The sequence below is a fragment of the Kutzneria sp. 744 genome, from assembly GCF_000568255.1.
GTDB lineage: Bacteria > Actinomycetota > Actinomycetes > Mycobacteriales > Pseudonocardiaceae > Kutzneria.
This window is the reverse complement of record NZ_KK037166.1, coordinates 2,156,436-2,179,797: the sequence shown is the minus strand read 5'-3', so window position 1 is coordinate 2,179,797 and position 23,362 is coordinate 2,156,436. Positions and strand designations below refer to the sequence as shown.

General features: G+C 70.2%; 20 protein-coding genes and 1 pseudogene. 13 read left to right on the top strand and 8 right to left on the bottom strand.

The window, feature by feature from the left end; genetic code table 11:
- Nucleotides 1–238, bottom strand: a 238-nt coding sequence (locus KUTG_RS63355; protein WP_043716419.1) for a hypothetical protein, incomplete at its 3' end; no start/stop codon positions are given.
- 515 nt (nucleotides 239–753) lie between these two features.
- On the opposite strand from KUTG_RS63355, the gene KUTG_RS53195 reads away from it, so the two are divergent.
- Both KUTG_RS53195 and KUTG_RS09640 read left to right on the top strand, forming a co-directional pair.
- Nucleotides 754–1,446 (top strand): antibiotic biosynthesis monooxygenase, encoded by a 693-nt coding sequence (locus KUTG_RS53195; RefSeq protein WP_052394275.1) that lies wholly within the window; start codon nucleotides 754–756, stop codon nucleotides 1,444–1,446.
- A gap of 111 nt (nucleotides 1,447–1,557) precedes the next feature.
- The gene (locus tag KUTG_RS09640) at nucleotides 1,558–2,964 is read left to right on the top strand and encodes a hypothetical protein (RefSeq protein WP_043716418.1); all 1,407 of its coding nucleotides are present in this window, start codon (nucleotides 1,558–1,560) and stop codon (nucleotides 2,962–2,964) included.
- A 4-nt stretch (nucleotides 2,965–2,968) separates the two neighbouring features.
- Here KUTG_RS09640 and KUTG_RS53190 read toward each other — a convergent pair whose 3' ends face one another.
- Nucleotides 2,969–4,114 (bottom strand): HNH endonuclease signature motif containing protein, encoded by a 1,146-nt coding sequence (locus KUTG_RS53190; RefSeq protein ID WP_052394274.1) that lies wholly within the window; start codon nucleotides 4,112–4,114, stop codon nucleotides 2,969–2,971.
- Between the two features lie 318 nt (nucleotides 4,115–4,432).
- Nucleotides 4,433–5,185: a class I SAM-dependent methyltransferase gene (locus tag KUTG_RS53185; RefSeq protein WP_052394273.1), complete on the bottom strand. Its 753-nt coding sequence runs from the start codon at nucleotides 5,183–5,185 to the stop codon at nucleotides 4,433–4,435.
- Nucleotides 5,186–5,352: 167 nt separating this feature from the next.
- On the opposite strand from KUTG_RS53185, the gene KUTG_RS09625 reads away from it, so the two are divergent.
- On the top strand, nucleotides 5,353–6,429 hold the full coding sequence (locus tag KUTG_RS09625) for a DUF6745 domain-containing protein (RefSeq protein ID WP_232240731.1): 1,077 nt from the start codon (nucleotides 5,353–5,355) through the stop codon (nucleotides 6,427–6,429).
- Between the two features lie 26 nt (nucleotides 6,430–6,455).
- A complete protein-coding gene (locus KUTG_RS09620) occupies nucleotides 6,456–6,890 on the top strand; it encodes a hypothetical protein (protein WP_043716417.1) in 435 nt (144 codons plus the stop codon).
- A gap of 42 nt (nucleotides 6,891–6,932) precedes the next feature.
- Here KUTG_RS09620 and KUTG_RS09615 read toward each other — a convergent pair whose 3' ends face one another.
- Both KUTG_RS09615 and KUTG_RS09610 read right to left on the bottom strand, forming a co-directional pair.
- Nucleotides 6,933–7,367, bottom strand: coding sequence for a DUF6086 family protein (locus tag KUTG_RS09615; protein ID WP_043716416.1), 435 nt, complete (start codon nucleotides 7,365–7,367; stop codon nucleotides 6,933–6,935).
- Entirely contained in the window at nucleotides 7,364–8,971 is a 1,608-nt protein-coding gene (locus KUTG_RS09610) for a DUF885 domain-containing protein (protein ID WP_043716415.1), read from the bottom strand. Before KUTG_RS09610 ends, KUTG_RS09615 begins: the two co-directional genes overlap by 4 nt.
- A 550-nt stretch (nucleotides 8,972–9,521) precedes the next feature.
- On the opposite strand from KUTG_RS09610, the gene KUTG_RS58220 reads away from it, so the two are divergent.
- Nucleotides 9,522–9,677: a hypothetical protein gene (locus KUTG_RS58220; protein WP_157494437.1), complete on the top strand. Its 156-nt coding sequence runs from the start codon at nucleotides 9,522–9,524 to the stop codon at nucleotides 9,675–9,677.
- Here KUTG_RS58220 and KUTG_RS09605 read toward each other — a convergent pair.
- A complete protein-coding gene (locus KUTG_RS09605) occupies nucleotides 9,674–10,684 on the bottom strand; it encodes a LacI family DNA-binding transcriptional regulator (RefSeq protein ID WP_043716414.1) in 1,011 nt (336 codons plus the stop codon). The two genes, KUTG_RS58220 and KUTG_RS09605, sit on opposite strands and share 4 nt — an antisense overlap.
- Before the next feature lie 129 nt (nucleotides 10,685–10,813).
- Between KUTG_RS09605 and KUTG_RS09600 the strand changes: the two genes are divergently transcribed.
- From KUTG_RS09600 to KUTG_RS09560, 8 genes are all read left to right on the top strand, one after another.
- Complete coding sequence (locus tag KUTG_RS09600) at nucleotides 10,814–12,307, top strand: sugar ABC transporter ATP-binding protein (protein WP_043716413.1); 1,494 nt, start codon at nucleotides 10,814–10,816, stop codon at nucleotides 12,305–12,307.
- 88 nt (nucleotides 12,308–12,395) lie between these two features.
- The gene (locus KUTG_RS09595; protein ID WP_232240729.1) at nucleotides 12,396–13,358 is read left to right on the top strand and encodes an ABC transporter permease; all 963 of its coding nucleotides are present in this window, start codon (nucleotides 12,396–12,398) and stop codon (nucleotides 13,356–13,358) included.
- The gene (locus tag KUTG_RS09590; protein WP_043716411.1) at nucleotides 13,355–14,305 is read left to right on the top strand and encodes an ABC transporter permease; all 951 of its coding nucleotides are present in this window, start codon (nucleotides 13,355–13,357) and stop codon (nucleotides 14,303–14,305) included. The genes KUTG_RS09595 and KUTG_RS09590 overlap by 4 nt, the downstream gene beginning before the upstream one ends.
- Nucleotides 14,302–15,372, top strand: coding sequence for a rhamnose ABC transporter substrate-binding protein (gene rhaS, locus KUTG_RS09585; RefSeq protein ID WP_043716410.1), 1,071 nt, complete (start codon nucleotides 14,302–14,304; stop codon nucleotides 15,370–15,372). Before KUTG_RS09590 ends, rhaS begins: the two co-directional genes overlap by 4 nt.
- 32 nt (nucleotides 15,373–15,404) lie before the next feature.
- Nucleotides 15,405–16,553 (top strand): L-rhamnose isomerase, encoded by a 1,149-nt coding sequence (gene rhaI / locus KUTG_RS09580; RefSeq protein WP_043728786.1) that lies wholly within the window; start codon nucleotides 15,405–15,407, stop codon nucleotides 16,551–16,553.
- Nucleotides 16,541–18,577, top strand: a complete 2,037-nt coding sequence (locus KUTG_RS09575) for a bifunctional rhamnulose-1-phosphate aldolase/short-chain dehydrogenase (RefSeq protein WP_043716409.1) — start codon at nucleotides 16,541–16,543, stop codon at nucleotides 18,575–18,577. The genes rhaI and KUTG_RS09575 overlap by 13 nt, the downstream gene beginning before the upstream one ends.
- Nucleotides 18,574–19,881: a rhamnulokinase gene (locus tag KUTG_RS09570; RefSeq protein ID WP_052394272.1), complete on the top strand. Its 1,308-nt coding sequence runs from the start codon at nucleotides 18,574–18,576 to the stop codon at nucleotides 19,879–19,881. The genes KUTG_RS09575 and KUTG_RS09570 overlap by 4 nt, the downstream gene beginning before the upstream one ends.
- Nucleotides 19,882–20,656: 775 nt before the next feature.
- The gene (locus KUTG_RS09560) at nucleotides 20,657–21,058 is read left to right on the top strand and encodes a hypothetical protein (RefSeq protein ID WP_043716407.1); all 402 of its coding nucleotides are present in this window, start codon (nucleotides 20,657–20,659) and stop codon (nucleotides 21,056–21,058) included.
- Here KUTG_RS09560 and KUTG_RS09555 read toward each other — a convergent pair.
- Together KUTG_RS09555 and KUTG_RS60950 are read right to left on the bottom strand one after the other, a co-directional pair.
- Nucleotides 21,055–22,818: a hypothetical protein gene (locus KUTG_RS09555; RefSeq protein WP_043716406.1), complete on the bottom strand. Its 1,764-nt coding sequence runs from the start codon at nucleotides 22,816–22,818 to the stop codon at nucleotides 21,055–21,057. The genes KUTG_RS09560 and KUTG_RS09555 overlap by 4 nt on opposite strands.
- A 307-nt stretch (nucleotides 22,819–23,125) precedes the next feature.
- A pseudogene (locus KUTG_RS60950) lies at nucleotides 23,126–23,362 on the bottom strand (hypothetical protein); the annotation flags it as partial.

The following is a 23,362-nucleotide window of genomic DNA, read 5'->3' as shown; positions in this document are numbered from 1 at the left end:
TGCGTGGAGCCGAGGAAAACGGCCGAGAAGGCGGGGCAGCAGGAACGACGGCCCGGAGGTCGGATCGCCGGTGCCCAACCGGGAGACGGGCCAGTTGGTCCATCTGGTCGCGGTACTGCACCGGGTCCGAGGCCGGGATCAGAACGGCCGCCGGCTTCGCCGCGACGATGCTGTTCGTCGCCTGCTGAAGCGCCTGCGCCGACGCCCCGCCCTTGGTCACCGTGAGCTGCGCGCCCACCGCCGCGGCCGCCTGCCGTGTGGTCGCCGCGATCTGCGCGCAGACCGGCGTCGAGCACTGGAGTACCGCGAATGTCGTACCCGGCGGGAGCGGTCGGGCCAAGGGCTCGGTGACCGGGAACGGGCTCGGGTGGCCGGTGTACGGCGCAAGATTGGCCTTGGCCGAGGCCAGCAGTCCGGCGTCGACCGCCGCGCCTTGCGTGCCGGGGGAGGGGCCGCGTCGGCGCCGCAGGCGGCCGTGAGCAGGACACCGGCGAGCACTGTGGCCAGCGCGGCCTTGGGTCTGAGCTGCATGGCGGGTCCTTCCGCAGGCGGGGTCCGGTCGCCACGTCCCCCTTCGCGGTGGGATCGAAGTGTCACACCCACGTTCGACAACGCACGTCGAGATTCGAATCTCCGCGCTGCTGTACCGGTTCGGCCTCGTCGTTGAAACCTGCGGTCCCGGAATCGCCTGAACCGGTCCTTGCGGTGCCGCGTACTTTCTAGCCGGATGCCTGAAGGGGGTGTGCCGCAGAGATGAGCGGGCCGATCACCGTCACTCTGAGCTATCAGGTGCGTCGCGGGCGGGGAAGCCAGTTCTCCGTGTCCGCCACCTCGCTGCTCGGCACGGCCGCGACGCAGCCGGGCTACCTCGGCGCCGGCGTCATGGGCGCCGCTCCGACCGGCCGTGAGTGGGAGGTCTTCTACCGTTTCGACGGCGAGGCCTCCTTGGCCGAGTGGGAGCAGTCGCACGCCTACGCCCGGTGGATCGAGTACGTGGAGAAGTTCGCCACCCGCTCCGAGGCCCGACGCTCCGTCGACGGCGAGTCCTGGTCCGTCGAGCACGAGCCCGCCCAGCCGCTGCCCCGCGTCGCCGCCCCCTCGGCCCGCGTCTCCGGCGGCCGCGCCGCCCGCCGCCGCCAGGAGGAGGCCCTCCGCGAGGAGGCCGAGCGGGAGGCCGCCGAGCGCGAGGCCGCTCAGCGCGAAGTCGCCCTCTTCGAGGCCGCCCAGCGCGAGGCCGCCCTGGCCGACGCCGCCCAGCGCGAGGCCCTTGAACGCGAGGCCGCGCAGCGCGAGGCCGCCTTGCTGGAGGCCACCGCCAAGCGTGAAGCGACACAGCGCGAGGCCGCTCTGTTCGAAGCTGCCCAGCTCGAAGCCGCCCAGCGTGAGGCCATTCAGCGTGAGGCGCTTGAACGTGAAGCAGGAAGAGCGCGAGGCCGCCCAGCGTGAGGCCGCCCTGTTCGAGGCTGCTCAACGCCAGGCGGCCCAACGCGATGCCTCCTGTTCGAGGCCGCTCAGCGTGAGGCCGCGCGCCTCGAAGCCGCCGAGGCTGGGGCCGGCTTGACGCAGTCCCTCCACGTGGACGCCGACCACATCGAGATCGCCCGCCTGGTCGCCGCCCGCTTGGAGTCCGGCCGCACCCAGTCCCTCCGCATGACCCCGGCCCAGTTGAAGGCCGCCCAGGCCGATGCCGGCCTCACCCAGTCCATCCACGTCAACGGCGCCCGTTTGCAGGCCGCCCAATCCTCGGGCGCTCACATGGACCCCGCGCAGCCGAGCGCGGCGCAGATGAACCCGGCGCAGATGAACTCCGCCCGGATGGACCCGTCCCATCTGAATGCCCCCCAGATGGACTCGTCCCGACTGAATGCGGCCCCGATGGATTCCGCCCGGATGGACGCGGCTCATCTGAATGCCCCGCAGATGAACTCGTCCCAGCTGAACTCCGCCCCGATGAATGCTGCCCGGTCGGCCGAGCCGGGGCAGATGCGGTCGGGCCGCCATGATCGGCCCCAGGTCCAGCCGCCCCAGTCGCACCAGGCCCCGTCGCACCAGCTTCCGTCCCATCAGCCTCCGGTCCCTCAGCCTCCGGTCGAGCGTTTCCCGGTTGACCGGCCGAGGTCCGAGCTGCCCCAGGCTGAGCGTGCGCAGCAGCCTCGGGTTGATCGGGCTCAGCGGGCGTCGGAGCAGTGGGAGCCGGACCAGTGGGAGTCGGAGTTCCGGGAGCTGGTCGCGCGGGAGTCCGGATGGGGTCCGGCCCCGAGTCCGCTTTCGCCGGTGCCGCATTCGCAGCCGATTTCCCGCAGCGACTTGGCCCGGTGGGAAGTCGCCCAGCGTGAGGCCGCGCAGCGCGAGTTGGCTCAGCGGGAGATGGCCCAGCGCGAGATGACGCAGCGTGAGGCCGCTCAGCGGGACATGGCTCAACGCGAGGCGGCGCAGTGGGAAGCGGCGCAACGTGAATCGGCTCAGTGGGAGTCGGCTCAGTGGGCCGCCCAGCAGGAGTCGGCCCAGCAGGAACCGGCCCAATGGGAATCCGCGCAGTGGGAGGCGGCCCAGCGTGAGGCCGCCCAGCACGAGGCCGCTCGTCGTGAGGCGGCGCAGCGCGAGATAGCCCAACGGGAGGCCGCCCAGTGGGAGGCCGAGCAGCAGCTGATGGCCGAGCGTGAGGCCGCCCAGCGGGAGGCCGCGCTCCTCGAGGCCGCGCAGCGCGCCGTCGGCAACCACCAACCACCGGAGCCCGAGCCCTCGGCCGGCCGCGAGTCCGTCGACCGCGAGCCGAGCCGCCGCTGGTGGAGCCGCAAGCACCAGCCCGAGCCGTCGGCCCCTCAGACATCCGCGCCGTCGCCCTCGGAGGCCACGGTGGCCTGGTCCCCGGCCGAGCAGCGCCAGATGTTCGGCGACGTCGAGATCCCCCGCCCCGAAGGCGACCCCCTGGCCGTGGCCCGTAGCCGTCGCCGGAGGTCGTGACCTCTTAGCCCGTTTCCCCGAGCCCGTCGGAGAACACCGGCCGCTGATCCACCATCGTCACGGTCCACCGACTGTGGTGAATCAACCTATGGTGGGATCCGCACAACAGCACCATGTTCTCCAGGCTGGTGGGTCCTCCATTGGCCCACTCGACCACATGATGGGCGTGACACCGCGCCGGCTCCGTCGCGCAGCCGGGGAACGCGCAGGTGCCGTCCCGCTCGATCAGCGCCTTGCGGATCCCCCTCGGGGCCGTCCGCTGCTGCCGCCCCACATTCAGGATCTCCTTACCGGCCCCCAGCACCAGGCGCATCACCGTGCTGTCACAGGCGATCCGCCGTGCCTCCGCCGCGCTCATCACGCCGCCACCCTCGACCTTCGCCACACCCGTGTTGTCCATGAAATCCTGGAACGACATCGACAACGTCAGGTGCGGCCGCTCACCGCCCTGCTCCGGCAGGCCTTCGCTACGGGAGGCCAGCTCGATGATCTCCGCGAACGCATCCCCCTGCCGCTCCGCTGTCGTGCGGGGATCCTTGCCGGAGGTCGGCTTGGCCAGCGCGCTGAGCATCGCCGCGATCTTCGCCCCGTACTCCTGGTCGAGCCTTCCCCAGAACACCATGCTGCCGTCCAGCTTGCGTTCGAAACGGAACTCCCGCTTCGGTGCCCGCAACTCCCGGTCATCGGGCGCTTTGCCGTCCTGGTCGAGGTGGAACAGGATCCGCTGCGCGATGTTCTTGAACTCGCCCTCGTCGAACTGGACGTTCTCCAACAGTGACGCCTCAACCCGGTCCCGCTCGACCGCCGGCGCTATCCGCAACGTCTCGTGGATGATCTTCAGATGCTGCCGATCCAACGCCCCAGCGCGGCCTGCTTCGCGGATCGCTTGGCTGTGGAACAACTCCGCGTATCGAAGCCGTTCACGGGCTTCCCTGATGGGGAGCCGCCAGCGGATCACCATTGTCGACACGATGGAGGTCCGGTCCTCTTTCGACTTCACTGATCGGTCCCAGACTTCCCACACCCGCTCCAGCTGCTGGATGTAGAGCGCCCGATACAGGCTCTCGGCTTCCTCGCCCGCTTGCCACAGCTCCAGTTCGCCGTGCTGCCACCCTTCGGTGTCGGCAGGGAATTCAGGATTCGCTGACATACCCCCATTCTACTCCCGATATGTGATCGACTTCCGTTACGCGCCAACCTGTACACGATCGTGGCGGCCTTCAATCCCTTCGCTGGAAAGCGCTTTCCAGACCTCCCGCACAACGCTTCCCTCACCACAATCAATCTCCCACCCTCCGACCCGTCCCAAGCCTTCTGTAAACGCACGCACCCACTCACCGATGCCGCGCAACGCACCCCACCCTCCGCACCCACCTCGCGCCCCCTCCACCCCACCACCGCATGCCGAAGAGAGTTACGGCCGCCACCGAACCCGGAACCCGGAACCCAGAACCCAGAATCACCGACCTCAGGCCTTGCGTAGCAGCAGGAAAACGCTGGGACCGAAGAAGGTGTGGGCCAGGACGCGCTGGCACGCGACCTCGGCGGCGACGTGGACGCGGTGGGACAGGACCTTCTTCAGGGTGGTGCTGCGGAGGTTGGACACCGACAGGAGGCGCTCGGTGCGCAGGCCGGCGCGGGCGAGCTGCTCGATGACGGTGTGGGGGTTGTGGTTGACGAAGGCGATCTCGTCGTCGTGGCGGTTGGCCTCGGAGCGGATGTCGACGGGGAGGTGGGGAATTCGCTGACCCCGCAGGAGATAGCGCACGCGGTTGCGGGCGTGGGCGAGGTTGGCGACCTCGATGACGGCGGTGCCGCCGGGGCGCAGGACGCGGGCGATCTCGGAGAACTCGGTGCTGGGCTCGGGAATGTGGTGCATGACGCGGATCATGGTGAGCAGGTCGAGGGAGCCGTCGGCGAAGGACAGGGCGTCGGCCTGCATCTGACGGTGCTCGATGCGGGGGTGATCGGCCAGGAAGGTGGCGGCGATCTCCAGCTGCCGGCTGCTGGGCTCGGCCAGGGTGACACGGTCAGCGAATTCCTGCAACAGCAGGCAAAGTCGGCCGTATCCACCGCCGACGTCGGCGGCCGAGGTGAAGTGCCGGCCGTGCAGCAGACGGCGGATCGCGGCCTGCTCGGCGGCGTTCTCGTAGTCACGACCGTCCCAGTATCGAAGGTAGTCGTGCGCCGGCGCGTCGTAGAAATCGGCTCGCTTGGTCACTGGTGTGTCCCCCTTGGGCTCGCTGTTTGTCCCTAGGACGTGCGCCGGTCCGCAAGGGATGTCCGCCTTGACTCAAACGTGACATATGGGAATTGGTTGCGCGGAAAGGGGTGGCGCTGTCATGATCGGTCCATGTCTGAAGGAAAGGGCGTGTACGCCCAGGCGCGGTGAGGCGCCACCAGCGGCGCGAGAGTCGCCGCATCGAGGTTTCCGAGTTCTGGCCCGAGATCACCCGCTTCACAGCGGAGTGGCTGGGCCACGCGCTGAGCACGGTCGGGGCCGACCGGGCGGCGGCGGAAGAGGCGATCGGCCGACTGTACGGCCTGCTCGGGAAGCCGCCGCCGGAGTTCGTGTGGATCGGGTCGCCGGGCGCGGTGGGCGAGGTGCTGGAACCGTCGCTGGTCACGCTGGGGTTCGATGCCAAATGGCCGCTGGCCAGCCGCATCGCGACGCTGATTTCCGATATGCGCCAAGGGCTTGACGCCTACCTGAGCCACCTCGACCTGTCCGAGGTGGACAGAGCCGTGCTTGTGCCGCTGCGAGAAACGGTGCGCACGGGCGTGGCGGACCGAATACGGGCGGAGCTGACGACCGGGTACGGCCTGTACTGGTACGGCCAACAGGACGCGGACTGGGTGGCGAATTACGAGCTGTGCCAACAGGTTCTGGGCGTCCAGTACGACCATGACGACGCCGAGCGGCTACTGCTCCTGGCGCAGATCGTGCGATCCTGCGGCTGGTGGTGGCCGAGGGACGCGGTGTGCGTGATCGCCGAACGGCCGCTGGCCCTCAGAACGGCCGAAGGGAAGCTGCACAGCGACAGCGGACCGGCCCTGCTGTACCCGGACGGTTGGGCGGTGCACTGCTGGCACGGCGCCCGCGTGCCGGCCTGGGTCATCGAAAACCCGACGGTGGAAGCGATCGCGGCGGAGTCCAACATCGAGGTGCGCCGCTGCGCGATCGAACACCTGGGCTGGCCGAACTACATCGAGCAGGCGGGCCTGAGGCTGATAGACCGGGCCGACGATCCCGGCAATCCCGGCTGCGAACTCCGCCTGTACGAAGACAGGCCGAAGTGGAAGACCCGGATCCTGTTGGCGGTCAACGGATCCGCGGAAAGGGACGGCACCCGACGCTGGTACGGCCTGCGGGTGCCGCCGTGGTTCGACGACCCGCTGGAGGCCGCCGGCTGGTCCTACGGCCTGACGGCACACCAGTACTCGCGGCTCCTGCGCCGCACCTGAACCCCAAGACTCCCAAGGTGATCACCATGAAACTGGCTGAACTGCTCGACCGGTCCGGACTCGACGTGCTGGACCACCTGGAGCGCGAGGTGACCGTCCCGGTGGTGGACGGCATGCAGGCCCAGGGCGACCTGATCGTCATCCCGCTGTCCATGCTCCCCACGGTCGACGTCTGGCGCTTCGTCACCTGGCGCGAGGTGCCGCCCGGCGGCGTGGAGCTGGTGCGCGGCGAGGACGGCAATAACCCGCACACCCTCGTCGCGGACGGCGGCAAGTGCCGATGGACCAATGCCGTGACGGACCCCACGGGGCTGGCTATCGCGGTGTTCGAGAACATCGCGCCGGCCTACCTCGTGCACCCCGAGCACGGGGGCAGCGGCGTGGCCCCCGGCAGCTGGCTTGTCCGCCGGCAGCAGGAACGAGGCCTGGGCCGCAAGGGAAACGTGCTCGTCGCCGACTGAAACCGGGCCGGGCGGATGAGGATCCGCCCGGCCGTCACAAAATCACCAGGCCATCGAGCCCGAGTGCTCGGCGGCCAACTCGACCAGGCGGTCGGGGTCGGCCTTGGGCGCTCGGCCGTGGGGGCCGACCTGGACGTCCCGGTTGTCGGTCCCCGGTTCCTCGCTCAACGCGGGCACGGTCCCGCCGCCGCGCTCGACCAGAACGATGGCGGTGGCGATGAATCCCTCCATCAGCGACCGCAGGATCAGGTGGCTGGACTCCCGATAGCGCCGGACGAGGGCGTCGGTGAACGCGGAGAAGGCAGGAAGGTCGATGCCGTGGCTGTCGGGGTCGCCGGGACCCCACTGGCCGACGCCGATCCCGCACGGCAGCTCGGCCACCGACTCCAGCGCCTTGGCCACTTCCACGAACAATCGCCCGGGCCCGTTGGACGGATTCCACAGGGTCCGCTCGCCGACGTCGAAGTACTGGCTCACGCGCTTTCCATCCATTCGGTGATGAGCTCCGCCAACACGGACAGCGGCACCGGCCCCTCGCCGAGTACCGCCTCGTGGAAGTCGCGGATGTCGAAGCGGTCGCCGAGATGCGCCTCCGCGACCCGGCGCAGGCGCTGGATCTCCAAGCGTCCCACCATGTACGCCAGCGCCTGCCCCGGCGCGGCGATGTAACGGTCCACTTCGGACACCACATGGTGGCGCGCCATGGGGGTGTTGGCCAGCAGGTAGTCGATGGCCTGCTGCCGGGACCAGCCCTTGGCGTGCAGGCCGGTGTCGGCGACGAGGCGGCCGGCCCGGGTGGAGTCCATCATCAGCATGCCGAGCCGGGCCAGGTCGTCGGTGTACAGGCCCATCTCGTCGGCCAGCCGCTCGGAGTACAGGGCCCAGCCCTCGCGGTAGGCGGTGACGGAGCCGGTCCGCCGCAGCATGGGCAGCTCGCTGCGGGACTCGGCGTTGGTGACCTCGAAGTGGTGCCCGGGCACGGCTTCGTGGAACGACGTGACCTCGTTCTTGTACCGGACGGACTCCGCGGGCACCGCGGTGTTGACGTAGTACGTGCCGGGGCGGGAGCCGTCGAGGGTGCCGTGGCGGTAGGCCGGCGGCGTCGAGGCGGGCACGGACGGGGGATAGGGCGCGACGGTGCAAGGGGAATCGGGCAGCGTCCGGAACCAGGCGGGCGCGGCGGCCTCGGCCCGGCGCACGGCGACCTCGGCCGCGGCGACCATCTCCTCGGCGTTGGACCACCGCAGCGACGGGTCGTCGCGCAGCCGGCGGAAGATCTCCTGGAGGTCGTCGCTGTCGAACACTGACCGTCCCAGTTCGACGTAGTCACGGGCGAGCCCGGCGATCACGTCCAACCCGATCTGGTGCAGCTCGTCGGGGGTCAGCGCCGTGGTGGTGTGCTCGCGGGCGGCGGCCGCGTACCGCGCGTCGCCGTCGGGCAGCCAGCAGAGGCCGGCGTGCTCGGCGTCCCGGCCCCGCGGCAGCATCTCGGCGGCCAGGAAGTCCCGGTACGCAGCGATCGCCGGCGCCACCTTCTCCAGAACCACCGGGCGGCACTCCTCCGACCGGATGAAGGTGTCCACAGTGGCCAGATGGCCGTCCAGGTGCGCGATCGTCTGCTCCACGAGGTGCGCCACCGGCGTCAGCCCGTCGGCCAGGCCGGCGCGGTGCCGGTCCGCGATGGTCTCCAGCGCCGACGGCAGCATGGCCAGCCGCGCCGGGAAGTCGTCGGTCAGGGGCACGTCGCCCAGCGACATGAGCAGACCGGGCACGGCGGTCAGGAACAGGGGGCTGACCGTGAACTCCAGGGCGCGGCCCTCGATCTGCCGGGACAGCGCCTCGGCCTGGTGCGCGATGATCCGCTTGGTGATCCGGTCGGACTGGGTCAGGCCCTCGTCCGGCACGGCCTCGGCCCGCTCGGCCAGCGCGCGGACGGCGGCGTGAAACCGCTGCTCGGCGGCCTTGCCGAAGTCGGTGAGGCGGTCGTCGTGCCCGGGCACGCCCATGAAGCTGGCGCCGATCGGGAAGCGGTCCAGGATCAGCTCGAAGAAGGCGTCGGCGAGGTCGGTGACCGCTGACATGTAACCCCCTGGCAACTAGATGACAGTGGGGAGCACACGACATCGGCAAAAACTAGCGATATGCTCGGTCGTCTCGGTTCCCCCGACGGCGACCCTACCGGGCTCGCCCTTCCGCCGGGCGGCGCCGACGGGCACCCCGATCGCCGCGCCCACCCCTATTCGCGGCTCGGGTGGGACCGCCCTGGATCGGTTCAACCTTGGACAGCGCGCCCTGAATCTGCGGCGACTAATCGACTGTCTGAGACGTACGTCCGACCGGTCCGGAGCACCCGCGGCACGAGCCCGACTGTAACCGTGTGACCTGCGGATTCGATACGTCAGGTGACGGCGCCCGCCGCCCGATACACCAGGACCGGCCGGAACGGCGGAACTGTCACCTAAAGGGAGGTTAGGTATGGCTAACCTTCTAGAGAACCCCTATAAACCGAACAGAAGATCCCTAAACTTGGTTGAGTCCAAGGTTGCGCTCAGGCACAGTGATGTTGGCCACAGCGAAGTGGAGACACCGAAGGAAGCCCGAACGTCATGAGATCTGGGGAGTGAGAAACCCATGGGACGACTGGACATCGACGACAGCCCTCGCGCCTGGAGCTGGAACTGGGGCGAGGAGGACGGCGACGGACCGGAGCTGCCGCAGCAGAGCCTGGTCTGGAACGCCGACCGCGAAGACGGCTACGAGCCGCTCATCATGCGCGGCTTCGACTAACGGAACCGCCGGCTGGACTCCCTGACCACGAGCTCAGGGGAGAACACCACGTGATGATGGACGTGCTCCTGCGGCGCCTGGGTCTCGCCCAGCACCAGTTCCGCCGCGCGCCGACCGAGCAGCCTGCTCGGCTGTCGCACGGAAGTCAGGGGCACTGCGGCAGCAGCCGCGAAGTCGATGTCGTCGTACCCGACGATGGCGAGTTCTCCGGGCACGCGCACCCCCGCGCGCACCATCACCTGGAGCACGCCGAGCGCGAGCAGGTCGTTGGCGCAGAACAGCGCGTCCGGCCTGCGCGTTCCGGCGAGCACCCGCTCTCCGGCATTGCGGCCGGAGACCACGTTCATCGCGCCCACCTCGATGACCCGCAGCCCGTCGGGATCGCGCCCGGCCGCCACGAGCGCGTCGCGTGCCCCGTCCAGGCGCTGCCGGCACTGCGCGATGGACAGCGGGCCCGTGATCATCGCCAGCTCACGGTGCCCCTCGGCCAGCAGGTGGTTGATCGCCAGCGTGCCGCCGAGCCGGTGGTCCACCGACACCGAACAGGTGTCCTGCACGTCGGCGTGCCGGTCCAACAGGACCACGGACACGCCACGCGCCCGCAGTCTCAGCACCGGCTCCGGCGCGGCCTCCACCGGCGTGATCAGCACCCCGTGCACCCGCTGCTCGACCAGCAGCTGGAGATGCCGGTCCTGGCGCTGCTCGGACTCGTCGCTGTTGCACAGGATGACCACGTGCCCGGCGTCGCTGGCCGCATCCTCGGCGCCCCGCGCGACGTCGGTGAAGAACGGGTTGGAGACGTCCGGCACGATCAGCCCGATGGCCCGGGCGGTGCCGGTGCGCAGCTGCCGCGCTGACTCGTTGCGGACAAATCCGAGCTCGTCGATCGCCGTCTGCACCCGGCGGCGCGTATCGTCGGCCACGACGTCCGGACGGTTGAGCACGTTGGAGACCGTCCCGACGGACACCCCGGCCAGCGCGGCGACGTCCTTGATGCTGACCGGCACGTTGTTCTCCCGTTCGGGCTGTAAATCGTTTCAAAAATCATAGCTCCTGGTCACTCGTGTGAAACTTGACACCTTCGAGTGCTCACGGCACTCTTCCGACGGTGGGGGGTTGAAACGATTTAGGGGAGGGTGCCGGTGGAGGTCGCCCTGGCAGAGGTCAGCAAGTCCTTCGGCGCGGTGCGGGCGCTGCGCGAGGTGTCGCTGACCCTGACTCCGGGCCGGGCGCACGCGCTGCTGGGGGAGAACGGCGCCGGCAAGTCCACGCTGATCAAGGTCCTGGCCGGTGTGCACCGGCCGGACGGCGGGCAGCTGCTGGTCGACGGCGAGCCGACGCGGTTCGCCTCGCCGGCCGACGCCAAGGCCGCCGGCGTGGCCGTCATCTACCAGGAGCCGACGCTGTTCGGCGACCTGTCCGTGGCCGAGAACGTCGCCATGGGGCGGCATCCGACCCGCCGCGGCGGCATGGTCGACACCGCCGCCATGCGCGAGCAGGCCGAGCTGCTGTTCGAGCGGCTGGGCGTGGACATCGACCCGAAGCGGCCGGCCCGCGGCCTGTCCATCGCCGACCAGCAGCTGGTGGAGATCGCCAAGGCGTTGAGCTCGGATGCCCGCGTGATCATCATGGACGAGCCGACGGCGGCGCTGTCCGGCACCGAGGTGGCGCGGCTGTTCGGCGTGGTCGGGGCGTTGCGGGAGCACGGCGCGGCGGTGCTGTTCGTGTCGCACCGCATCGACGAGGTCTTCGAGCTGTGCCAGGACGCCACCGTGCTGCGTGACGGCGGCTTCGTGTGGTCGGGCCCGCTGTCCGAGCAGACGCCGGACGGGGTCGTGCGGCTGATGGTCGGCCGTGACCTGGATGCGTTGTTCCCCAAGCAGGACGTCGAGGCGGGTGACACCGCGCTGGAAGTCCGCCGGCTCACGCGGGAAGGCGTGTTCACCGACGTCTCCTTCGACGTTCGAGCGGGTGAGATCCTGGCGCTGGCCGGGCTGGTCGGGGCCGGCCGCAGCGAGATCGCCCGCGCGGTGTTTGGCGTCGACAAACCCGACGGCGGCGAGGTTCTGGTGCGGGGCAAGCGGATTCGGCCCGGCTCGCCGGGGGCGGCGATGGCCGCCGGCATCGGCTTCGTGCCCGAGGATCGGCGGCAGCAGGGGCTGGTGCTGGCGGCGTCCATCGAGCGCAACGCCGCCCTGGCTTCGCTGAACCGGTTGTCCCGCTTAGGTTTCCTGCGCAGCTCGGCCGAGCGGTCGCTGGCCCGGGACTGGGCGGTCAAGCTCCAGCTCAAGTTCTCCCGGCTCACCGACCCGGTCGGTGTGCTGTCCGGCGGCAACCAGCAGAAGGTCGTGCTGGCCAAGTGGCTGTCCCGGCAGCCGAAGATCCTCATCGTGGACGAGCCGACGCGGGGCATCGACGTCGGCACCAAGGCCGAGGTGCACCGGCTGCTGTCGGAGCTGGCGGCGCAGGGCGTGGCCATCCTGATGATCTCCTCCGAGCTGCCGGAGGTGCTGGGCATGGCCGACCGGGTGCTGGTCGTGCGGGAGGGGCGGTTGGTGGGGGAGTTCAGCCGGGCCGAGGCGGACGAGGAGCGGATCGTGCTGGCGGCGACGGGGGTGGCGGCCGGATGAGGGCGACCCTGATGCAGGGAAGGACTCCTTCACTGCGTTCAACGAGGGTAAGGCGTCCTTCCCTGCGTCAGCAGGGGGTGGGGTGGCGGTGACGGCGATCCGTGAACTGGGGATCCTGATCGCCCTGGCGGTCGTCGTCGCCGTGACGACGATCGTGAACCCGCTTTTCCTGAGCGGGCAAGGGATCCGGGACCTGCTGCTGAACGCGTGCCTGGTGGCGCTGCTGACGGTCGGTCAGACCATGGTCGTGATCACCCGCAACGTGGACCTGTCGGTGGGCTCGGTGCTGGGGCTGTCGGCGTTCGTCACGGCCGACACCTTCGCGGTCAACCCGGTGCTGGCGGTCGTCGTCGGCATCGTGGTGGGCGCGCTGTGCGGGCTGTTCAACGGGGCCCTGGTCGGGCTGGGCAAGGTGCCGAGCCTGGTCGTCACGCTGGGCACGCTGAGTGTGTTCCGCGGCCTGGACTTCATGTGGGCGCACGGCCGGCAGATCAACGCGGCCAACCTGCCGGACGGCTTTCTGGCCCTGGGCAGCGGAAGCGTGCTCGGCATCCCGTACCTGGTGATCATCACGCTGATCGTGCTCGGGATCGTCGCCCTGCACCTGGGCAGCTACCGCAGCGGCCGCGAGCTGTACGCGATCGGCTCCAACCCGGAGGCGGCGGTGCTCGCCGGCATTCCGGTGGGGCGCCGGGTGTTCACGACGTTCCTGCTGTCCGGCACGATCGCCGGGCTGGCCGGCGTGCTCGCGGTCGCCCGCTACGGCACGGTGGACGCGACGGTCGGCAACGGCCTGGAGTTGCAGGTGATCTCCGCGGTCGTGGTCGGCGGCGTCGCGATCTTCGGTGGCAGCGGGACCGTGGCCGGGGCGGCGCTCGGCGCGCTGCTGCTGTCCACGATCGGCAGCGCGCTGGAGGTCGTGCACATCGCCCAGTTCTGGCAGCAGGCGATCACCGGCGCCCTGCTGATCGGGGCGATCGCGCTTGACCGGTCGGTCGCGCTGCGGGTGGCGGCCCGGATGCGCCGGCAGTCGAGGGGAGTCAGCGCGTGAAGTCCTTGCTGCGCTGGGAAAGCGCCCTGGCCGTGCTGCTGGTGCTGGTCGTGGTGGTCGGATCGGCGGCGACCGGCGGGATCTTCCTGACCGGCCGCGGCGCGTTCAACGTGGGCAGCGACCTCGCGGTGATGGCGCTGATCGCGCTGCCGCTGACGCTGGTCATCGTGGCGGCCGAGATCGACCTGTCGGTGGCCTCGGTGCTGGGCCTGTCCAGCGCCCTGATGGGCGCGCTGTGGAACGAGGGCTGGCCGCTGGAGGCCATCCTGCCGGTCGTGATCATCGTCGGCGCGCTGTGCGGGGCCGTCAACGGGTTCCTGGTGACGAAGCTGGGCCTGCCGTCGCTGGCCGTCACGATCGGCTCGCTGGCGCTGTACCGGGGGCTGGCCTTCGTGGTGCTGGGCGACCAGGCCGTGGCCGACTTCCCGGACAGCTACACGCAGTTCGGCACCACGCCGGTGCCGGGCACCTGGATCCCTTACCCCATCCTCCTTTTCGCGGTGCTGGCGGTGGTGTTCGGGCTGCTGTTGCACGCCACCACGTTCGGCCGGGCGGTGTTCGCCATCGGGGCCAACGAGGAGGCCGCGCGGTTCTCCGGCATCCGGGTCAAGCGGATCAAGTTCATTCTCTTCGTGCTGACCGGCGCGGTCGCCGCGCTCGCCGGCATCGTCTACACCCTGCGGTTCGCCAGTGCCCGTGCCGACAACGGCACCGGATTGGAGCTGGAGGTGGTGACCGCGGTGCTGCTCGGCGGCGTGTCCATCTTCGGCGGCCGCGGCACGATCGGCGGCGTGATCCTGGCCGCGCTCGTGCTGGGCGGCCTGACCGACGCGCTCATCGTCGACGACATCGCCACCGAGGTGGTGAAGCTCGTCACCGGACTTCTGTTGTTGGCCAGCGTGTTCGCGCCGGCCGTGACCCAGCGAATGTCGAGAGGCACGCCATGAAACGGTGGGAACCCTTGAGGAAAGCCATCATCGTCGCGTCCGCCGCCCTGCTGCTCGCCGGCTGCGGCGGCACCACCAAGAGCAACTCGGGCGGCGACAACGGCGGCGGGCAGACGCAGACCACCGCCAACCCCGACGCCGCGACGGCCAAGGACCTGAAGATCACGTTCCTGCCCAAGCAGGTCAACAACCCGTACTTCACGGTCGCGCAGGGCGGCGCCGAGAAGGCCGCGACGGCGCTGGGCGAGCAGCTCAAGGCCACCGGCCCGTCCGACGCCGACGCGTCCTCCCAGGTCACCTACATCAACACCGCCGCTCAGCAGGGCCAGAACGCGCTCCTGTTGGCGGCCAACGACAGCAACGCTGTCGCGCCGGCGCTGAAGGCGGCCCGCAAGCAGGGCATGAAGGTCGTCACCTTCGACTCCGACGCGGCCGTCGACGCCCGGGACGTGTTCATCAACCAGGCCTCCTCGCAGGAGATCGCCGCCGGCCAGGTGAAGCTGATCTCCGACGCGATCGGCGGCTCGGGCGAGATCGCCATCCTGTCGGCCACGGCCAACGCGACCAACCAGAACGCCTGGATCGCCATCATGAGGACGGAGCTGGCCAAGCCGGAGTACGCCAAGATCAAGCTGGACGAGATCGCCTACGGCAACGACGACGACGAGACCTCGTTCCAGAAGACCCAGGGCCTGCTGCAGGCCCACCCTGATCTCAAGGGCATCATCTCGCCGACCACGGTCGGCGTCGCGGCGGCCGCGCGCTACCTGAGTTCCTCGTCTTACAAGGGAAAGGTCGCGCTGACCGGCCTGGGTACGCCCAACCAGATGCGCAAGTTCATCCAGGACGGCACGGTCGGCTCGATCGAGCTGTGGGACCCGGCGCAGCTGGGCGAGCTGGCCACCTACGCCGCGGTCGCGCTGGCCTCGGGGCAGATCACCGGCAAGGAAGGCGAGAAGTTCAAGGCCGGTGAGCTGGGCGAGCGCACCATCGGCGCCAAGGGTGAAGTGGTGCTCGGCCCGCCGCTGACCTTCACCAAGGACAACGTCGACAAGTACAACTTCTGACAGCCAGCAGGCGAAGGAGAGCCGTGGAAGGCGTGAAGGCGCAGCTGCGCAGCCACCGGATCGAGACGCCCTCGTGGGCGTACGGCAACTCGGGCACCCGGTTCAAGGTGTACGCCCAGGCGGGCGTGCCGCGCACGCCGCAGGAGAAGATCGCGGACGCGGCCAAGGTCCATGAGCTGACCGGGGTCGCGCCCAGCATCGCCCTGCACATCCCATGGGACAAGGTCGACGACTATCCCGCGCTGGCCCGGTTCGCCACCGACCACGGCATCGCCATCGGGGCCATCAACCCCAACGTGTTCCAGGAGGACGACTACCGGCTGGGCAGCGTCTGCAACCCCGACCCGAAGATCCGCCGCAAGGCCACGGATCATCTGCTGGAGTGCGTCGAGGTCGGGGTGCAGACGGGGTCGACGATCCTGTCGCTGTGGTTCGCCGACGGCACCAACTATCCGGGGCAGGACTCGATCCGGGCCCGGCAGGACCGGCTGGCCGAGGCACTGTCCGAAGTGTACGGACAGCTGCCCGACGGCATGCGGATGCTGGTGGAGTACAAGCTGTTCGAGCCCAGCTTCTACACCATGGACCTGCCGGACTGGGGCACCTCGTTCGCGCACTGCGTGAACCTCGGGCCGCAGGCCCAGGTGCTGGTGGACACCGGCCACCACGCGCCCGGCACCAACATCGAGTTCATCGTCGCCCTGCTGCTGCGGGCCGGAAAGCTGGGCGGCTTCCACTTCAACAGCCGCTTCTACGCCGACGACGACCTGATGGTCGGCGCGGCGGACCCGTTCCAGCTGTTCCGGATCATGCACGAGATCGTCGCCGCGGACGCGCTGGCCCCCGAGGCCGATGTGGCGTTCATGCTCGACCAGTGCCACAACATCGAGCCCAAGGTGCCGGCGATGATCCGGTCCGTGCTCAACGTGCAGGAGGCCACGGCCAAGGCGCTGCTCGTCGACCGTGCGGCGCTGGCCAAGGCCCAGGCCGAGGGGGACGTGCTCGGCGCGAACGCGGCGCTGATGGACGCCTACAACACCGACGTCCGGCCGCTGCTCGCGGAGCTGCGGACCGAGGACGGGCGTGACCCGGACCCGATCGGGGCGTACCACCGGTCCGGCTACCAGCAGAAGATCGAGGCCGAGCGGGTCGGCGGCTCGGCGATGGGATGGGGCGCGTGAACCCGGAAGTCTCGTTGTTGTTGGACCGAGCGCATTCGATCGGGGCCGACCGGCGCAACACCAACTTCGCCGGCGGCAACGCGTCGTGCAAGGCGGTCGACCGCGACCCGGTCACCGGCGGCGACGTGGAACTCATGTGGGTCAAGGGATCCGGCGGCGATCTCGGCACGCTGACCGAGGCCGGGCTGGCCGTGCTGCGGCTGGACCGGTTGCGCGCCATGGTCGATGTGTATCCGGGGGTGGAGCGCGAGGACGACATGGTCGCCGCGTTCGACTTCTGCCTGCACGGCAAGGGCGGCGCCGCCCCGTCGATCGACACGGCCATGCACGGCCTGGTCGACGCCGCCCATGTGGATCACCTGCATCCGGACGCCGGCATCGCGCTGGCCACGGCGGCCGACGGGCCGGCGCTGACCCGGGAGTGCTTCGGCGACCGGGTGGCGTGGGTGGACTGGCGGAGGCCCGGTTTCCAGCTGGGGCTGGACATCGGCGAGATCAAGCGGGCCAATCCGGCGGCGATCGGCGTGATCCTGGGCGGTCACGGGATCACCGCCTGGGGTGCGACTTCCGAGGAGTGCCAGGCCAATTCGCTGGAGATCATCCGGCGGGCGCAGGCATTCCTCGACGAGCGGGGATCCGCGCAGCCGTTCGGTTCCGTCGTGCCGCAGTGGCAACCGCTGTCGGCGGAGGAGCGGCGCTCGCGGGCGGCGGCCCTGGCGCCGGTGATTCGCGGCCTGGCGTCGACGGACAACCGCCAGGTCGGGCGTTTCACGGACTCCCCCGAGGTGCTGGAGTTCCTCGCCGGCTCCAAGGCGCCGGATCTGGCCGCCCTCGGCACGTCCTGCCCGGATCACTTCCTGCGCACCAAGGTTCGCCCGCTGATCCTCGACACGGCGGCCGACGCTCCGTTCGAGTCCGTTGTGGAGCGCCTGCGGGACCTGCACCACGAGTACCGCCAGGACTATCGGGCCTACTACGAGCGCCACGCCGTCGAGGGCTCGCCCGCGATGCGCGGGGCCGACCCGGCGATCGTGCTGGTGCCGGGCATCGGCATGTTCTCCTTCGGCGCGGACGAGCAGACCGCCAGGGTGGCCGGGGAGTTCTACGTCAACGCCATCAACGTCATGCGTGGGGCCGAGTCCGTGTCCCGGTACGAGCCGATCCCGGAGAGCGAGAAGTTCCGGATCGAGTACTGGGACCTGGAGGAGGCGAAGCTGCGTCGGCGTCCCAAGCCGAAGCCGTTGACGGCCCGGGTCGCCTTCGTCACCGGCGGCGGCTCCGGCATCGGCCGGGCCACCGCCCTGCGGCTGGCGGCCGAGGGCGCGTGCGTCGTCGTCGCCGACCGCGATCTGGCCGCCGCCGAGGCTGTGGCCAAGGAGATCGGTTCCACGGCGGTCGCCGTGCATGCCGATGTGTCCTCTTCGGACGCTGTCGAAGCGGCGATCTCCGCCGCCTGCCTGGCTTTCGGCGGCATCGACCTCGTGGTCAACAATGCCGGCCTGTCGGTGTCGAAGCCGTTGGTGGACACCACCGACGCGGACTGGGACCGTCAGCACGGCGTGATGGCCCGTGGCTCGTTCCTGGTGTCCCGGGCCGCCGCCCGCGTGATGATCGCCCAGGGCATCGGTGGCGACATCGTCTACGTGGTCAGCAAGAACGCCGTTTTCGCCGGGCCCAACAACGTCGCCTACGGTTCGGCCAAAGCCGACCAGGCGCACCAGGTCCGGCTGCTGGCCGCCGAGCTCGCCGCCCACGGCATCCGCGTCAACGGCGTCAACCCCGACGCTGTGGTGAGGGGTTCCGGCATCTTCTCCTCCGGCTGGGGCGCGCAGCGGGCCGCCGTGTACGGGGTGCCCGAGGAGAAGCTGGGCGAGTACTACGCCCAGCGGACCCTGCTGAAGGAGGAAGTGCTGCCCGAGCACGTCGCCGCCGCGATCTTCGTGCTCACCGGCGGGGAGTTGTCCCGCACCACCGGGCTGCACGTCCCGGTCGATGCCGGTGTCGCCGCCGCGTTCCTGCGATGACTGGAGCTCATGCCGCCGTCGACCTCGGCGCGTCCAGCGGGCGGATCATGCTCGGACGCGTCGAGGCCGATCGGCTGTCCCTGCGGGAGGTGTCCCGGTTCTCGTACCGTCCCGCAGTTAGGGACGGCGCTTTGCGTTGGGACGCCGCCTTCCTCCGCCGCGCCGTGGAGGAAGGCCTGCGGGGCTTGGACGTTCGCTCCGTCGGCATCGATTCTTGGGCCGTCGACTACGGTTTGCTGGATTCCTCCGGTGAGCTCATGGCCGACCCCGTGTGCTACCGGGATTCCCGCACCGGCGGCATGGTCGCCCGGGTCCTGGATTCCGTCCCCGCCGAGGAGCTCTACGGCATCACCGGCATCCAGATCCTGCCCATCAACACCTTGTTCCAGCTCGTCGCCGATCCCCTGGCACAGCAGGCCTCCCACCTGCTGCTGATGCCCGACCTGGTGGCCTACTGGCTCACCGGCGAGATCGGCGCCGAGTACACCAACGCCTCCACCACCCAGCTGTTGGACGTCCACACCGGACAGTGGTCCACCGCTTTGCTGTCCCGCCTGGGTATTCCCGCCGGTATGTTCCCGCCTCTCCGTCAGCCGGGCTCCGCTATCGGTGGCAACGTCGTGGCCGTCGGCTCCCACGACACCGCCTCCGCCGTCTACGCCGTGCCCGCCACCACCGACCGCTTCGGCTACATATCTTGTGGCACTTGGTCTTTGGTCGGGGTCGAGCTCGACCGTCCCGTGGTCACCGCCGACAGCCTCGCCGCCAACTTCACCAACGAGGGCGGCGTTGGCGGCACCGTCCGTTATCTCCGCAACGTCATGGGTCTGTGGCTGTTGGAGGAGTCCCTCCGCGTCTGGGGCTTGGACCGCGAGCCTCTGCTCCGGGCCGCCGCCTCCTTGCCCCGCCGCTCCGTGATCGACCCCAACGCCCCCGAGTTCCTCCCGCCCGGCGACATGCCCTCCCGCATCGTCGCCGCCTGCCGCGCCTCCGGCCAGTCCGTCCCCGCCGACCCGCCGGAGATCGTCCGCTGCATCCTCGACAGCCTCGCCCAGGCCTACCGTGACACTCTGCTCGACGCCCAACGCCTGTCCGGCAAGGAGATCGACGTCGTGCACATCGTCGGCGGCGGCTGCAGGAACTCCCTGCTCTGCCAGCTCACCGCCGACGCCTGCCGCCTCCCCGTCCTCGCCGGCCCCGTCGAAGCCACCGCGCTGGGCAACCTCCTCGTCCAGGCCGGCGTCCCCGACCCCCGCCCCCTCGTCGCCGCGACCCAGGAGATCCGCCGCTACGACCCGGAATAGCATCGGCGCGCGATGATCTTCCCGGTGGGGTCATCTCGCAGTCCTGGTGGGTGATTCCCGCGCGAGTCCCTGGCTTGAGGTAGAAGCGGTGATCCGGCCCTGGTAGGCAGCACGCTTTCCGAGAGCGCTTTCCGTTGCCTGGGGTGAACAGTCGTGTTTCGCGAACATGTCATGAACTGGTGTCGGGTCAATCGCGGCGTGATGGCCAAGATCGTCAACGGCGGGGTCAAGATCATCTACAACGGCACGGTGCACGTCTACCAACACCAGTGGCGGTATGCGGGGCAGATGACCGTGCTGGTGGTGGTGCTGTGCCTGGCGGTGACGGACGGGGCGAGCTCGCTGGCGGATGTGACCGGGCCGGCCCGGGTGCTGGGCGACGAGCAGCGGGTGGACCCGTGTGCCTTTGCCCGCAAGGCGGAGGCGGCGGTGGCGAAGTTCGGGCCGACCGAACTGGACCAGCACTACGGCAATTTCGACCGGTGCGATCTGACGCTGCACCGCCCCGACCGCAAGCGGGAGATCGACGTCGAGTTCCAGTTCCAGAAGACGGCCACGCCCAAGGACACCGCGCCGAAGCAGCGGTTCGGCTCGGTGCTGATGGAGAACGACCCGCTGGACGAAGGCGGGTGCGACCGGGTGCTGATGCTGGATGGCTGGTATGTCATGGACATCGCGGCGAAGTCGGACGAGGGCGGCGAGCTGCTGTGCGCCATCGCGAGCGAAGCCGCGCGGGCCGCGCTGGCGACGTACACGGACGGCTCCCTGGAGCAGGGTGCGGACCTTCCCGTCGTGGTCGCTGGCCAACCGGAATGCCTGCACCGGCCTGGATTCCCCGACGCTCACCCGGCTCGGCCTGCCGCTGACGAGCGAGACCCCGAAGTTCGGCGGCTGGACCTGCGAGTGGGGCACCGAAGACCGCTGGGCCAAGGTCTGGTTCGACCAGGGCCCGCCGCCCAACGCCGATCAGGACGGCGTCCCGGCGCAGTTCGGCGCCCGCAACGGCTTCGTGTCGACACCGACGGACGGCAGCGCCGCGTGCGAGATCGTCATGACCTACCGGAACTTCACCGGCGGCGGCCGCGGCCTGGCGGAGGCGGTGCACGTCAGCGTCGGCGGTGCGCTGGGCGAGGATCAGGCCCGGATCGCCGCCAACGACGTCGCCACCAACATCTAGCGGCCGGCGAGGTGCTCGGCCAGCAGCTTGTGCCGGAACTCGTACACGCCGCCGACCTGCCGCAGCACTCCGCGGACGTGGGCGTCACGGAGGAAGCGCATGGGCCGCCAAGGCAGACGGCCGGCCAGCGCGAGGGGCACGGTGGCGATGGTCAACCAGGTGCTGGCGGAGCACAGCAAGGCCATGGCCGTGAGCCAAGCGGCGGCGGCCAAGGCGAGCACGAGGTCGGACTGGTGCAGTCCCAGGACGAGGCCGAAGGCGGGCATGGCGACCACGAGGGCTCGGGTCAGGGCGACGGAGCGGTCGGTGCGCAGTAGCCGGTCCGGGCCCGGCGCGTCAGCGAAGTCGGAGTCGGGTTCGGCGCGCATCAGCGCTGTCCCGAAGGCGATCACGGTGAATCCGACCATGGTGCTCAGCCCGAGCGTGGCGAGCTGCGAGAGGATGTCGATCAAGGAGAAGTCCTGTCGGACCGGGCAGTCCTGCGGCGCGTCGAGCTCGGAGCACTCGACGGCCATGCGTAGGCCCATGGGGGCAAAGCGTTCCCACGCGTAGACGAGGAAGCCCAGAGCGGTGAGCCCGACCGCCACGCCGACACCGATCAGCGTCGCGCGCCCGGCGGCCCGCAGCACCTGACCCCACTGGATGGTCCGGCGCCGCGACCGCTCGGCCGCGGTGAAGGCCAGGCCCGCCAGCACGAGCCCGAAGGCGGCCATGATCACATAGCTGACGACGAGGTCCCACCACCGCGTGCCGGGCAGCAGGGAGAACACCCGGGTCACAACTGCGCCGAACCAGCCCGCCATGACCGCGACGACGGACAGCTGCGTGCGGGAAGCCACCATGCCGATGGTCCACCAGCGGATCTCGCCGGTGTCGCGGTCACGGACGCTGCGGGCGAGAAAACCCAGCCACGCCACGGCATTCCGTGAGCTCGGGTACGCGCGGAGCAGGAAGCCCCGGATCAGGTGGGCCTCCACGTCGGACGTCTCGGGGAAGCGGCCGCGGTCCAGCAGCTCCGACGGTGTGCTCGCCGCACCCCGGTAGGCGGTGCGGGCCAGGAACAACATCAGCGGGCTGGTCAGCGCGGCGGCGGCCGGCGCGGAGGGATCGGCGCGGAGCTCGGTGAAAACCGGCGCCCAGCGGGTTTCGCCGTCGTGGCCGCGAGCGGTGACGAACTGCTCGGCGTCGCCGGCTCGCACGGGCTCGATCTCCACGACTGCCGCCTGCGACAGCGGGCCGCCCTCGCTGCGACGAACCGCGTCCTCGTACTCGTCCCCACGGCACGTGAGCACCAGCGGGCGACCGCCGGTGGCGGCGTCCAAAGCGTCCAATGCCTTGGGCCGCAAAGCATCCGCCAGCTCGTCCAGCCCGTCGAGCACGGGCACCACGCAGCCGCCGCGCACCAGTTCTTCGGCGATGCGCCGCCGCTCGGACGCCCGCCGGGCCAGCGGGTACTCCTCAGCCAGCCGTCGGGCCAGCCACGCTTCGAGCTGCTCACGGTTCGGATCCCAGGACGCGAGCGACAGCAGCACCGGCAGCTCGCCGCTGTCCAGGAGCCCCAGCGTGAGCTGCATGGCCAGCACCGACTTGCCGGCGCCGGGACCGCCGAGGACCACCAGCTGTCGGCGCGGCAGCGCGCGATACGCCGTGACCAGATCGCCGACGCCGCCCCGCAGCCGCAGCGACTTCGGCCGCCCGCCGACCAGACCCCCGATGACGGCGCCGCCGGCGCCGCCACCGGCCGTCCCGACTCCGACCACGTGACCTCGATCGGCGCCGGCCGGTTGATCTCAGCGCCGCCGCCTCGGCCGTCCACTGCCGCCGGATCCGCGCCGCCAGCCGCTCCCGCGGCTCCCCGGCCGCGTGGTCGGCCCGCTCCCGGTACGCCGCCACGATCACCAGCGCGGCCAACGCCAGCGCCACCACCCACACCACCGTCGGTGACGGCAGCCAGTCGGGCCGGTCGTTGGTGGCGTAGTTCGTCACGGCCGGCAGCGCCAGCACCGCGACGACCTGCACGGCCACCCACAGCCAGGTGTTCCGTCGCGTGGGGGCCATTGCCCGATTTTACGGTGAGGGTGTGGTCGTGGCGATGACCCAGCGGTTGCTGGCCAAGGGATCGGCGGCGACGGGCAGGGGACCCGCGCCCAGACGGGTGGTGAAGTCGAAGCAGGTGTTGACGGTGACGGCCCAGCCCAACGACGCGAGCAGGGCGGCGGAGTCGGGGCGGGGGTGGTCGGCGAACAGGCCGAGCAGGTCGATGCCGGTCTCGGCCAGGGTGCCGTGTGTAGATGGGGCTGGCCC